This is a genomic window from Streptomyces sp. AK010 (genome assembly GCF_014207295.1).
GTDB lineage: Bacteria > Actinomycetota > Actinomycetes > Streptomycetales > Streptomycetaceae > Streptomyces > Streptomyces massasporeus.
This window is the reverse complement of record NZ_JACHCX010000004.1, coordinates 63,855-76,156: the sequence shown is the minus strand read 5'-3', so window position 1 is coordinate 76,156 and position 12,302 is coordinate 63,855. Positions and strand designations below refer to the sequence as shown.

General features: G+C 71.6%; 13 protein-coding genes. 8 read left to right on the top strand and 5 right to left on the bottom strand.

Going from position 1 to position 12,302, the window contains the following annotated elements; genetic code table 11:
- Nucleotides 1–402: 402 nt before the first annotated feature.
- Entirely contained in the window at nucleotides 403–1,059 is a 657-nt protein-coding gene (locus tag HDC93_RS09105; RefSeq protein WP_185009019.1) for a uridine kinase, read from the bottom strand.
- Between the two features lie 194 nt (nucleotides 1,060–1,253).
- Here HDC93_RS09105 and HDC93_RS09100 point away from each other — a divergent pair, with 194 nt between their 5' ends.
- From HDC93_RS09100 to HDC93_RS09090, 3 genes are all read left to right on the top strand, one after another.
- Entirely contained in the window at nucleotides 1,254–2,633 is a 1,380-nt protein-coding gene (locus HDC93_RS09100; protein WP_185009017.1) for a peptidase C39 family protein, read from the top strand.
- A 92-nt stretch (nucleotides 2,634–2,725) separates the two neighbouring features.
- Nucleotides 2,726–2,866, top strand: a complete 141-nt coding sequence (locus HDC93_RS09095) for an SCO1431 family membrane protein (RefSeq protein ID WP_107426733.1) — start codon at nucleotides 2,726–2,728, stop codon at nucleotides 2,864–2,866.
- Nucleotides 2,867–2,941: 75 nt separating this feature from the next.
- A complete protein-coding gene (locus HDC93_RS09090) occupies nucleotides 2,942–3,598 on the top strand; it encodes a TetR/AcrR family transcriptional regulator (RefSeq protein ID WP_185009015.1) in 657 nt (218 codons plus the stop codon).
- Between the two features lie 49 nt (nucleotides 3,599–3,647).
- On the opposite strand, the gene HDC93_RS09085 is transcribed toward HDC93_RS09090, so the two are convergent.
- Nucleotides 3,648–4,913: a glycoside hydrolase family 18 protein gene (locus tag HDC93_RS09085; RefSeq protein ID WP_185009013.1), complete on the bottom strand. Its 1,266-nt coding sequence runs from the start codon at nucleotides 4,911–4,913 to the stop codon at nucleotides 3,648–3,650.
- Nucleotides 4,914–5,245: 332 nt separating this feature from the next.
- Between HDC93_RS09085 and HDC93_RS09080 the strand changes: the two genes are divergently transcribed.
- On the top strand, nucleotides 5,246–6,418 hold the full coding sequence (locus tag HDC93_RS09080; RefSeq protein WP_185009011.1) for an acyl-CoA dehydrogenase family protein: 1,173 nt from the start codon (nucleotides 5,246–5,248) through the stop codon (nucleotides 6,416–6,418).
- On the opposite strand, the gene HDC93_RS39595 is transcribed toward HDC93_RS09080, so the two are convergent.
- The gene (locus HDC93_RS39595) at nucleotides 6,381–6,629 is read right to left on the bottom strand and encodes a hypothetical protein (RefSeq protein ID WP_078615159.1); all 249 of its coding nucleotides are present in this window, start codon (nucleotides 6,627–6,629) and stop codon (nucleotides 6,381–6,383) included. The genes HDC93_RS09080 and HDC93_RS39595 overlap by 38 nt on opposite strands.
- Before the next feature lie 165 nt (nucleotides 6,630–6,794).
- The gene (locus HDC93_RS09075; RefSeq protein WP_031108160.1) at nucleotides 6,795–7,229 is read right to left on the bottom strand and encodes a hypothetical protein; all 435 of its coding nucleotides are present in this window, start codon (nucleotides 7,227–7,229) and stop codon (nucleotides 6,795–6,797) included.
- Nucleotides 7,230–7,432: 203 nt separating this feature from the next.
- Between HDC93_RS09075 and HDC93_RS09070 the strand changes: the two genes are divergently transcribed.
- The 4 genes from HDC93_RS09070 (at nucleotide 7,433) to fxsA (ending at nucleotide 11,556) form a co-directional block, all read left to right on the top strand.
- A complete protein-coding gene (locus tag HDC93_RS09070; protein ID WP_004002750.1) occupies nucleotides 7,433–7,873 on the top strand; it encodes an Lrp/AsnC family transcriptional regulator in 441 nt (146 codons plus the stop codon).
- 95 nt (nucleotides 7,874–7,968) lie between these two features.
- Complete coding sequence (locus tag HDC93_RS09065; protein WP_185009010.1) at nucleotides 7,969–9,570, top strand: amidohydrolase; 1,602 nt, start codon at nucleotides 7,969–7,971, stop codon at nucleotides 9,568–9,570.
- Between the two features lie 520 nt (nucleotides 9,571–10,090).
- Nucleotides 10,091–10,894 carry a polyprenol monophosphomannose synthase gene (locus HDC93_RS09060; protein WP_185009008.1) on the top strand — a complete coding sequence of 268 codons (804 nt, stop codon included), beginning with the start codon at nucleotides 10,091–10,093 and terminating at the stop codon, nucleotides 10,892–10,894.
- Nucleotides 10,895–10,983: 89 nt separating this feature from the next.
- Entirely contained in the window at nucleotides 10,984–11,556 is a 573-nt protein-coding gene (fxsA, locus tag HDC93_RS09055; RefSeq protein ID WP_185009006.1) for an FxsA family membrane protein, read from the top strand.
- 192 nt (nucleotides 11,557–11,748) lie between these two features.
- On the opposite strand, the gene HDC93_RS09050 is transcribed toward fxsA, so the two are convergent.
- Nucleotides 11,749–12,123, bottom strand: a complete 375-nt coding sequence (locus tag HDC93_RS09050; protein ID WP_030247095.1) for an RNA polymerase-binding protein RbpA — start codon at nucleotides 12,121–12,123, stop codon at nucleotides 11,749–11,751.
- Nucleotides 12,124–12,302: the final 179 nt, after the last annotated feature.

The window sequence follows — 12,302 nt, the reverse complement described above, 5'->3', positions numbered from 1 at the left end:
GGAATGCCAACGCGCCGTCCCCCAGCCGGCTGCCCTGCCCGAATCGCTGTGCCACGGACCGGAGTTGCACAGTGCGCGAAGCAACCGTCCGTAGGTCGCGACGAGGGCATCGTACCTGCGGGCGCGGCGCCCCCGTAGAGGGCCGCACGCGCCGTTCGGCGAGGTGGGAGCGGATGCCGCGGCGCCGAGGACGGTGACCCAGGGTGAGCGCTCGGCGCCCGGCGGCGGCCGGAAAACCGGAAGAAGGCAGAACGAAGCCCCCGATCACGGGGGAACAACCGGGGGCTTCGCGTCTGCGGGCGGCTCCGATGCCGCACATTGAGAACGTAAGACCTGTACGGTCCGACGGTCAAGCCGAGTTGAAGCACTCCGGCAAGTTGTCCCGCAAGGCCCTTCCCAAGTTCAGCACACTGCGGGCGGTCCGTCACCGTGCGTGAGGGGCTGGTCCGGTCCGACGGTCCCAGCGGGTCCCGCGAGCACCTCGTACCCCTCGTCTCGCTGCCGTACCAGGAGGTCGGCGAACGGCCGCGAGGGATCGTCGGCGAAATGCCGGCGCTCCGCCGGAACCCACCCGTCCCAGAACTCCCGCTGCTCCTCCCCGTCCCGGGAACGTCCCCGCTGCCAGGCCTCCTCCTGCGGCAGATCCATCCACAGCAGCAGAGCCAGGTGCGGGCGCAGCGCCCGGCGCCCCGCGCCGACGCCCTCCACGAGGATCACCGGCGCGGGCGGGACCGGGCGCGGGGAGCCGAAGCGGCGGGCCCGCCAGTCGTAGGGGGCGTAGTGCGCGGTCCGGCCGAGCGAGAGCGGCTCGATCAGCTGGTCCAGCAGCCGTTCCGTCCAGTCGAACAGCGCGTCGTGGCTGGCGATGTCGTCGAGGCGCAGCACCGGCGCGCCGTCCAGGGCCGCCGCCAGCCGCTCGGCGAACGTGCTCTTCCCGGACCCGGCGTGCCCGTCGACACCCACGAGCCGGACCGGGCCGCAGGAGGGGGACAGGTGGCGGACCCGGGCGGCCAGGTCGCGGACGGCGTGGCCCGGTGCGGGGCGGAAGGACGAATTCATCTCGATCGGCACTCTAACCACGGGGTCCGCCGCGGATGCCACTGGTCGACGCCAATATTGGTGGGCGCGGCGCGCGTCGAAGTGCTGGCAGGACACGGCGGGCTGTGCTCATATGTGGCGCACGCACGGATACGACCGACCGTGCACGGACCTGCCCCGCACCTGCCCGACTCCGACATCCGGGGGTCTTCGCCATGCGCAGCGCCGAACAGCCGTCACGCAGAACCGTCCTGGCCGCCGCGGTCGCCGCCGCCGTCACCGCGGGCGCGGGTCCGGCGGCCGCCGACCCCGAGGCCCCCATGAAGACCGACGCCGCAGACCCCGCCCGGGCGGTCCCGGCCCGCACCGTCGACAACCGGTCCTGGATCTCGTACACCGACTGGTCCGGCGGCACCGCCAAGGGCACCCGGGCCGTCGCGGGCACCCGCCCGGGCCTGGCGATCGCGAAACCCGCCGGCACCACCGCCTACACGGATCCGCACACGGGCAGGACCGCCACGTGGGAGTACGGCACCTGGACCTCCCCCGTCCACCGGCTCGCCGTCCCCGCGACCGAGGCGATCGTCTCCTGGAACGCGCGCACCCCGGCCGGCACCTGGATCCAGGCCCAGATCAAGGGCACCTATACCGACGGCACCAGCACCCCCTGGTACGTGATGGCCCGCTGGGCCTCCGGCGACCAGGACATCCGGCGCACCTCGGTCGACGACCAGAGCGACGGCAAGAGCACCGTCTGGACGGACACCCTGGCCATCGACGACGCGTCGACCGGCCTGCGCCTGGCCTCGTACCGGCTGCGCCTGACCCTCTACCGCAAGCCCGGCACCAAGGCCACACCCACCGTGTGGCGGCTCGGCGCCATGGGCTCCGACGTGCCCGACCGGTTCACCGTCCCGGCGTCCGAGCCCGGCCTCGCGAAGGAACTGGCCGTCCCGCGCTACTCGCAGGAGATCCACAAGGGCCAGTACCCCGAGTACGACAACGGCGGCGAGGCCTGGTGCAGCCCGACGTCCTCCCAGATGATCGTCGAGTACTGGGGCGGCCGGCTCACCGACGGGCAGCTGGACTGGGTCGATCCCGCGTACGCCGACCCGCAGGTGTGCCACGCGGCCCGCTTCACCTACGACTACCAGTACGCGGGCTGCGGCAACTGGCCCTTCAACGCGGCCTACGCCGCCACGTTCAAGGACCTCCAGGGCGTCGTCACCCGGCTCGGCTCGCTCACCGATCTGGAGACGCTGATCGCCGCGGGCATCCCGGCCATAACGTCCCAGTCGTTCCTCAAGGAGGAGCTGACCGGCGCCGGGTACGGCACCGCCGGGCACCTGATGACCGTCGTCGGCTTCACGGCCGACGGCGACGTGATCGCCAACGACCCCTTCTCGGCGAGCAACGAGGCCGTGCGGCGCGTCTACCGGCGGCGCGAGTTCGAGAACATCTGGCTCAGGACCAAGCGGTACAACGCCTCCGGCAAGGTCGCCTCGGGCACCGGCGGCATCTGCTACCTGTACTTCCCGGCACGCCCGAGCGCGGCCCAGCGCAAGGCCCTGGCGGCCGTGGGCGTCCGCGTGTGAGCAAGCTCTCGGCCGCAAAAGCCGCGCCCGGTGGCAAGGTGGACGGAAAGCCCGGGGGGAGTCCGTCCGCACCACCGACCCAGCGAGAAGCCATGACCGTGCACTCAGCCACCGCCACCCGCGTCCGCACCGGCGGCCCTCAGGACGACGGCCCGAAGATCGTCGAGCACGTCATGGGGTGGGCCCTCGTCGTGGTCGTCGCGATGCTCGTGACGCAGCTCGGGCTGCTGTGACCTGACCCACGGCGCGGAGGTGAGGCCTGCCATACTGCGGAGGTCCCACCCCGCCCGTTGAGACCAGGGTCGAAATTGAATATCAGCCCCCAGCCTGCCGCCCGTCCCCGGGCCCGCGGCACCGAGCGCTCGATGGCGCGCCGCGCCGAACTCATCGCGATCGGGCGGAGGTTGTTCGCCGACACCTCCTACGACGCCCTGTCGATGGACGACATCGCCCGGCAGGCGCACGTCGCCAAGGGGCTGATCTACTACTACTTCCAGTCCAAGCGCGGTTACTACCTGGCCATCATCCAGGACTCGGTCACCGAGCTGGTCACCCTGGCGGCGAGCGGTCTCGAACTGCCCCCGGTGGACCGGGTCCAGCGCACCGTCGACAGCTATCTGCGCTACGCCGAGCACAACCAGGCCGCGTACCGCACGATCGTGAGCGGCGGCGTCGGTTTCGACACCGAGGTGCACGCCATCCGCGACGGTGTGCGCGAGGCCGTCGTGACCACCATCGCCGAAGGCGCCTACGAGCGGGCCGACATCGCCCCGCTGGCGCGGATGGCCCTGCTCGCCTGGGTGTGCAGTGTCGAGGGCGCCACGCTCGAATGGATCGACCGGCCCGAACTGCCCCGCGACACCATGTGCGAGCTGCTGGTGAAGACCCTCGGCGGTGCCCTGCGCGCGATCGAGGAACTCGACCCGGCCTACCCGGCTCCGCAGCCCGCGTGCCGGGGCGCATGAGAGAGGGGCGGAGGGTCCGCAGCGGACCTCCGCCCCCCCGCTCCGGGCGTTACTTGATCGCCTTGATCAGCTCACCGTTCGCGGTGTCGCCGCTCAGCTCCCAGAAGAACGTGCCGCCCAGGCCCTGCTGGTTCTTGTAGTTCATCTTGGTGCCGATGGTCGCCGGGGTGTCGTAACTCCACCAGTTGCCGCCGCACTTGGCGTACGCCGTGCCGGCCACGGTCCCCGTCGCCGGGCACCTGGTCTTGAGCACCTTGTAGTCCTCGATGCCTTGCTCGTACGTGCCCGCCGCCGGGCCGGTCGCGGTGCCCCCGGGGGCCGCCTGGGTGACGCCGGTCCAGCCGCGGCCGTAGAAGCCGATGCCGAGCAGCAGCTTCGAGGCGGGGATGCCGAGGCCCTTGAGCTTGGCGATGGTCGCCGAGCTGTGGCTGTCCGCCTTCGGGATGCCGGCGTACGAGGTCAGCGGCGAATGCGGAGCCGTCGGGCCGGTGGCGTCCCAGGCGCCGAAGAAGTCGTACGTCATCGGGTTGTACCAGTCGACGTACTGGGCGGCGCCCGCGTAGTCCGCCGCGTCGATCTTGCCGCCCGGGGTGGCGTCGGCGGTGATCGCCGCGGTGAGAAGGCTCTTCGAGCCGAACTTCGCCCGCAGCGCCTGCATCAGGTTCCGGAAGGCCGCCTTTCCGCTGGTGTCGCAGGTGGCGCCGCAGGTGTTGGGGTACTCCCAGTCGATGTCGATGCCGTCGAAGACATCGGCCCACTTGGAGTTCTCGACCAGGTCGTAGCAGGACTGGGCGAAGGCGGCCGGGTTCTTCGCTGCCTCGCCGAAGCCCCCCGACCAGGTCCAGCCGCCGAAGGACCACAGGACCTTGAGGTTCGGGTGCTTCTGCTTCAGCTTGCGCAGCTGGTTGAAGTTGCCGCGCAGCGGCTGGTCCCAGGTGTCGGCCTTGCCGTCGACGGATTCGGCGGCGGTGTAGGCCCGGTCGGTGGCGGCGTAGCCGTCGCCCATGGCGCACTTGCCGCCGGTGACGTTGCCGAAGGCGTAGTTGATGTGGGTGAGCTTGCCGCCCGATCCGGACGTCTCGATGTTCTTGACGTAGTACTTGCGGTCGTAGGTGCCCCATTCGGTGAAGTAGCCGATGACCTTGGAGCCGGCGGCCCTGGCGTCGGGGGCGGCCTTCGAGTCTGCGGCGGCCTCCTGAGCCGGGGTCGCCGCGGTGGCGGTGGTGCCCGCGCCGGCCAGCAGACCGGCGCCGAGGACGGCGCAACAGGCCGCCGACACGATGGCCCGGAAGCGGGAAGGGTGGGGGGTGTGCATCCGGTGTCTCCTCGTGCGGAGAGGGGAACGCGCGCTCATTGGCATGAACGCGGTGAATCGGTGGAGCGAAACAGTAGGAGGACTAGACCAGTTGGGTCAATGGTTCGGACCAATTTCGCCGCTCCGTACGTGCTCGGTCATTTCTTGAAGTAAGCGGTCGTTAACTGGTGACTGGGTGCCTCCGATCGGGCATACTCACAGCGCACAGCCGCTGGTCAGCAGCTTCCGAGACCCGGGACTGCAAGCATCGGCAAGGCACCAGAACGACCCGGCGGCGCCGCCCCCACCCATGGGCCCGTCCGCCAGTGCCCGACAGGGAGGAGAGCGTCGCCATGCCCGACCGCGCCCCGCAGCCGGTGGACCGACAACTGCCCACGGAGGAGGCCCGGGACCTGATCACACTCGTCCGCGACATCGCGGCGCAGGAGATCGTCCCGAGTGCGGCCGAGGAGGAGGACGCCGGCCGCTTCCCGCGCGAGCTGTTCACCCTGCTCTCCCAGTCGGGACTGCTCGGCCTGCCGTACGACTCCGAGTACGGGGGCGGCGACCAGCCCTACGAGGTCTACCTCCAGGTCCTGGAGGAGCTCGCCGCGGCCCGCCTCACCGTCGGACTCGGCGTCAGCGTCCACTCCCTGGCCTCGTACGCGCTCGCCGCCTACGGCACCAAGGAGCAGCAGGTCGAGCACCTGCCCGCGATGCTCGGCGGCGGCATGCTCGGCGCGTACTGCCTCTCCGAGCCGCACTCCGGATCGGACGCGGCGGCCCTGCGCACCCGGGCCGTGCGGGACGGCGACGACTGGGTGATCACCGGCACCAAGGCCTGGATCACGCACGGCGGGATCGCCGACTTCTACACGGTGATGGCCCGCACCGGCGACGAGGGCCCGCGCGGGATCAGCGCGTTCCTGGTGCCCGGCGACGCGGCGGGGCTGAGTGCGGCCGTGCCGGAGAAGAAGATGGGCATGAAGGGCTCGCCCACCGCCCAGGTCCACTTCGACGGCGTCCGCGTGCCGGACGCCCGGCGCATCGGCGAGGAGGGGCAGGGCTTCGCGATCGCCCTGTCGTCGCTCGACTCGGGGCGGCTCGGCATCTCGGCGTGCGCGATCGGCGTGGCACAGGCCGCGCTCGACGCGGCGGTGACCTACGCGGCCGAGAGACGCCAGTTCGGCAAGCCGATCGCCGACTTCCAGGGGCTGCGGTTCATGCTCGCCGACATGGCGACGCAGATCGAGGCGGGCCGCGCCCTCTACCTCGCCGCGGCACGGCTGAGGGACGCGGGCCGGCCGTTCGCGAAGCAGGCCGCCATGGCCAAGCTGCACTGCACCGACACGGCGATGCGGGTCACCACCGACGCCGTGCAGATCCTCGGCGGCTACGGCTACACCGCCGACTTCCCGGCCGAGCGCTACATGCGCGAGGCCAAGGTGCTGCAGATCGTGGAGGGCACCAACCAGATCCAGCGGATGGTCATCGCCCGCCATCTCGTGGGTCCAGAGGAACGCTGAACTGGTCGAGGCCCCGCCAAGGGGCCGCGAGCCGCATCCACTCCGGGTCGTGCCGGCCCGGGAGGGTGCGGCCGCCCTCGGCCCAGGTCCGCATCAAGTCGCGGTAGATCGGCGGGTCCTGATAGCGGGGCGGAGCCGGCCGAACCGATTCTGCGGGCGGCGGGACGTACAGGAGGCGCTGACGCCCGGTCGCTGAGGAGATGGGGGTCATACCAGGGCAACGCGGCAGAGCCCCGACAGGTCACCGGAAGGTGGATTCGGGCGTTCGTTCAGTGCCGCACACGGCTTTGGACACACCGAACCGCACCACGGCCGTCTGCGGGCCGTGGTGCGGGGCAGCTACGGGAGTGGAGCGGCGGGCGAGGAGAGCCCGCGCTCAGGCCGCCTGGCGGCGCATGACGGGGACCCTGATGGGGCGTGAGCCCGGGCCGCCGACGTGCGAGAAGGGCTGGGTCCGCCAGTCGAGCCCCTGAGGGAGCGTCAACAGCAGTGCGGTGTCCTGCTCCTGGGGTTCCACGGACTCGTCCGCGGGGCGGGCGTCCGTGGCCCTGCGGCCGGTTCCGGCGCAGACGGTGAGTCCGAAGGGGTTCCACGGCGAGGCGCACATCGCGTGCTCCGGCAGAACCTCCTCGTCCGCCAGCAGGGCGATGGGCTGCGCGCAGTCCGGGCAGACCACCCGGAACATCTCGAACGTGTCGTAGGCGTCGAGTTCGTCGTCGAAGGCGTCGGGTTCGACACCCTCCGGCTCGGGCTCGACAACGAGCTGCTGCCGCTTGGGTGCGGTGCGACCAGGGCGCTTAAGACTCTGCATTGGGTTCTCCCCCTCGGACTGGGCCGTCACAGGCACTGCGGCCTCGGCCACAGCAAGCACTTCCCGTCCCCCCTGGGTGGTAATCACGAGAACATCACGGAGGCTGTTCGAGGCCTGTGGCGTTCGTCACATGCCCTGCGCGGATGCCCTCCTGGGCTCCTCAGGTATCCGAGGAGATCAACCGCACTGTAGGTTCTTGCGCCATGGAGGAGCTGGACCGACAGATCGTGCAGCTGCTCGTCAAGGACGGGCGGATGAGCTACACCGACCTGGGCAAGGCCACGGGGTTGTCCACCTCGGCCGTGCACCAGCGGGTGCGGCGGCTGGAGCAGCGCGGTGTGATCCGCGGCTATGCGGCGGTCGTCGACCCCGAGGCGGTGGGGCTGCCCATGACCGCGTTCATCTCGGTGAAGCCGTTCGACCCCAGCGCGCCCGACGACATCGCCGACCGGCTGGCCGGCGTGCCCGAGATCGAGGCCTGCCACAGCGTGGCGGGGGACGAGAACTACATCCTCAAGGTGCGCGTGGCCACGCCCCACGAACTGGAGGAGCTGCTGGCCCGGTTGCGGTCGCTGGCCGGGGTGTCCACGCGGACGACGGTGGTGCTGTCCACGCCGTACGAGGCGCGGCCGCCGCGGATCTGAACGCCGGTTTCCGGCGCGGGTCGTGCGGGGATGTTCCCGCAGCTCACCGCGCCCCTGATGCGGGCCTCGCCCCCGCCCCTGTGAGACTGTGCTCCATGAGTGAGTCCACCGCCCCGCCCAAGACCGTCCTTCTCCGCCGCGGAGAGGTCCACAGCCCCGCCGACCCCTTCGCCACCGCGATGGTCGTGGAGCGGGGACAGATCGCCTGGGTGGGGTCCGAAGGGGCCGCCGACGCCTTCGCGGACGGGGTCGACGAGGTGGTCGACCTGGACGGGGCGCTGGTCACCCCGGCGTTCACCGACGCGCATGTGCACACGACTGCCACGGGCCTGGCCCTGACCGGGCTCGACCTCTCCGGCGCCCCCACGCTGGAGGCCGCCCTCGCCCTCGTCCGGGACTTCGCCGCCGCCCGGCCCGACGACCGGGTGCTGCTCGGGCACGGCTGGGACGCCGCCCGCTGGCCCGGAGGGAGGCCTCCGACGCGGACCGAGCTCGACGAGGCCACCGGGCACCGGCCCCTCTACCTCAGCCGGATCGACGTCCACTCGGCGGTCGTGAGCACCGCCCTGCTCGACGCGGTTCCCGATGTCACCCGTACGGATGGCCCCCTCACCGCCGACGCCCATCACGCCGTGCGGGCCGCCGCGTTCGCCGCCGTGACGCCTGGGCAGCGCGCCGAGGCGCAGCGCACCGCGCTCGCCCACGCCGTCTCGCTGGGGATCGGCACCCTCCACGAGTGCGCCGGGCCGGAGATCTCATCCGAGGACGACTTCACCGGCCTGCTGCGCCTCGCCGCGGCGGAACACGGAGCGCGCGTCGTCGGCTACTGGGCCGAGCAGGACGTCGCCAAGGCGCGGGAGCTGGGCGCCGTGGGCGCCGCGGGGGACCTGTTCGTCGACGGCGCCCTCGGCTCGCACACGGCCTGCCTGCACCAGCCGTACGCCGACGCCGGGCAGACGGGCATCGCCTACCTGGACGCCGACGCGGTCGCGGCGCACGTCGTGGCGTGCACCGAGGCGGGCCTGCAGGCCGGTTTCCACGCCATCGGCGACGCGGCCGTGGACGCCGTGGTGGAGGGCGTGCGCGCCGCCGCCGAGAAGCTCGGGCTCGGCCGGATCCGGGCCGCCCGGCACCGCGTGGAGCACGCCGAGATGCTCACCCCGGAGAGCGTCGCCGCCTTCGCCGAACTCGGCCTCACCGCCTCCGTGCAGCCCGCCTTCGACGCCCTGTGGGGCGGTGAGGAGGGCATGTACGCCCAGCGGCTCGGAAAGGAACGGGCCCGGGCCCTGAACCCCTTCGCGGCCCTGCTGCGCGCCGGTGTCCCGCTCGCCTTCGGCTCCGACAGCCCGGTCACCCCGCTCGACCCGTGGGGCACGGTCCGGGCCGCCGCCTTCCACCGCACGCCGGAGCACCGCGTCTCCGTGCGCGCCGGGTTCACGGCGCACACCCGCGGCGGCTGGCGGGCCGTCGGACGGGACGACGCGGGCGTTCTGGTCCCGGGCGCCCCCGCCGACTACGCCGTCTGGCGCACCGGCGAACTCGTCGTCCAGGCTCCGGACGACCGCGTCGCCCGCTGGTCGACGGATCCCCGCTCCGGCACCCCGGGTCTGCCCGACCTCACTCCGGGCCGCGACCTGCCCGTCTGTCTGCGCACCGTGGTGGGCGGACGCACGGTCTTCGTACGGCCGGGCGAGTGATCTACGGGGGTGGCGCGCATGAAGTCGTGCGCCGCGCCCCCGGCGCGCGACCTGCGCATCCTCGGCTCTGACCAGGGCTTTGCCGCTGAATGCGCAGGTCAAACGGCTGTTGACAGGCGGCCGCAGGAGGCCGGTAGGTTCTGCCGAGTCCACCACCGGAGGCCCGACCGGGGAACGTCCGAGCACTCGCCGCGGCGCCGCCGGGTCAGGGACGGTGTGCCGCACCGGGGCACCGCCACTGGGAGCCAGGCTCAGGCCGGCGCAGCGCCGAGGGAACGTTCCGGTTGGTCGGGGAGGTGCGACCCGGGAGGGGCCCGCGCGCTCAGTAGACAACGGCCTCAGGTCGATCCGCAGCCGGCGGATCCCAGGTCGGCCCGAAGGGCGCCGGGCCCCCATCCGCCGGACACGCGCTCTTACCCGCGTCTTGCGGATTCGACACCACGATTCGAACGTCCTGTCACGTCGGCGCAGGCCGGGCCCACTATGGTGGACCTCTGCGTATGGACATGAAGGGGCAGTAGTGAACGACGGCGACGGAATCCTCGCGGCAGAAGCCCAGGTGAGGAAGTTCGGCCCGCTCGGCACGGCCTTGGTGATCATCCCCACCTTCAACGAGGCGGAGAACATCAAGAGCATCGTCGGCCGGGTACGCAAGGCCGTCCCCGAGGCGCACGTGCTCGTGGCCGACGACAACAGCCCGGACGGCACGGGCAAGCTGGCCGACGAGCTGACCGTCGAGGACGACCACGTCCACGTGCTGCACCGCAAGGGCAAGGAGGGCCTGGGAGCCGCCTACCTCGCGGGCTTCCACTGGGGCCTGGAGCGCGACTACGGCGTGCTGATCGAGATGGACGCCGACGGATCCCACCAGCCCGAGGAACTGCCGCGTCTGCTCACCGCCCTCAAGAGCGCCGACCTGGTGCTGGGATCGCGCTGGGTGCCGGGCGGCCGGGTGGTGAACTGGCCGAAGTCCCGCGAGGTGATCTCCCGCGGCGGCAGCCTCTACTCGCGGCTGGCGCTCGACCTGCCGCTGCGTGACATCACCGGCGGCTACCGTGCCTTCCGCCGCGAGACCCTTCAGGGGCTCGGCCTCGACGAGGTCGCCTCCCAGGGGTACTGCTTCCAGGTCGATCTCGCCCGCCGCGCGGTCAAGGCCGGCTACCACGTCATCGAGGTGCCGATCACCTTCGTCGAGCGCGAACTCGGCGACTCCAAGATGAGCCGCGACATCCTCGTCGAGGCGCTGTGGCGCGTCACGGCGTGGGGCGTGGGGGAGCGGGTCGGCAAGGTCACGGGGCGCGGCGGCAAGCCCTCGAAGCCGTAGCGGCGGACCCGCTCCAGGGGCGGCCGTTCACAGAAGCAGCTGATGGTGGCCTTATCCCGTGCTGAGCCGGGGCCAGGCACACTGGACGCATGACGACTGGCGCTCAGACCCCGCTGCCCCCTGCCCGGCCCAAGCGCTCCCGGCTGCGTACGTTCCTGCCGCTCGGCGTCGCCGCGTGGCTGGTGCTGGAGATCTGGCTGCTCACGCTGGTCGCGGGGGCGACCAGCGGGCTGGTGGTCTTCCTCGTCCTGCTGGCGGGTCTGGTGGCCGGCTCGGTCGTCATCAAGCGGGCCGGCCGGCGGGCCTTCCGCAAGCTCTCCGAGGCGCTGCAACAGCAGCAGGGCGGGATGATGCCGGAAGCGGCCCGGCCGGGCCGCGAGGGCAACGGCCTGATGATGCTGGGCGGTCTGCTCCTGATGATCCCCGGCCTGGCCTCGGACGCGGTGGGCCTGCTCCTGCTGCTGCCGCCGGTGCAGAAGATCGTGAGCCGCTCGGCGGAGCGCACCTTCGAGCGCAAGCTCCGGGAAGCACGCCCGGGCACCCTCGGCGGCGCCTTCCAGCAGGCCCGTATGCACCAGCCCGACGGCAAGGTCGTCCAGGGCGAGGTCATCAGGGACGAGCCGGGGGACACCCCGCCGCCGCGCCCGCCGCTGACGCACTGAGCCGGCCGGGGCACGTGGAGCCGTCCCGGGACGCGTCCACAGCGAGCCTTCCCGGGCTCGCCCATCCGGCGAGCCTTCCGGCACGAGCCGCACCGGGGCCGTGGACATGCGGAAGACCGCGGGCGCCGTACTTCTCGTACGGCGCCCGCGGTCTTCTGCTGCGCTGTTACTTCGGCCAGACCCTGTGAGGGACTATGCCGACTTGCGGCTGTCTCGGGGATGAACAGCGATGTTCATCGCACCGGAGCGCAGAACCGCCAGGCGCTCCTCGAGGACCTCTTCGAGTTCCTCACGGGTGCGCCGCTCCATCAGCATGTCCCAATGCGTACGCGCGGGCTTGCCCTTCTTTTCTTCAGGGACATCGCCGTCCACGAGGAGTGCCTGGGCCCCACAGACCTTGCACTCCCACTCCGGCGGGATCTCCGCCTCGACCGAGAAGGGCATCTCGAAGCGGTGCCCCTTCTCGCATGCGTACTCCACGGCCTGGCGCGGGGCCAGGTCGATGCCGCGGTCCGTCTCGTAGCTGGTCACCACGAGGCGCGTGCCGCGAAGAGCTCGCTCACTCATGAATCGTGCCTCCCGGGCTTGTCGCCCACAGGACAGGTGTCGCTGTCGTCGTCATCCGGTCAACGTCCGGTCGGCGGTAAAAATTCCCGTTCCGAGTCCCGTTCCGGGTCATGCGTCGCCGTCGTAGCCGCCCTTGTTGTACCCACCAGCGCCCGGTTTGTCACATCTGATAGCAGATA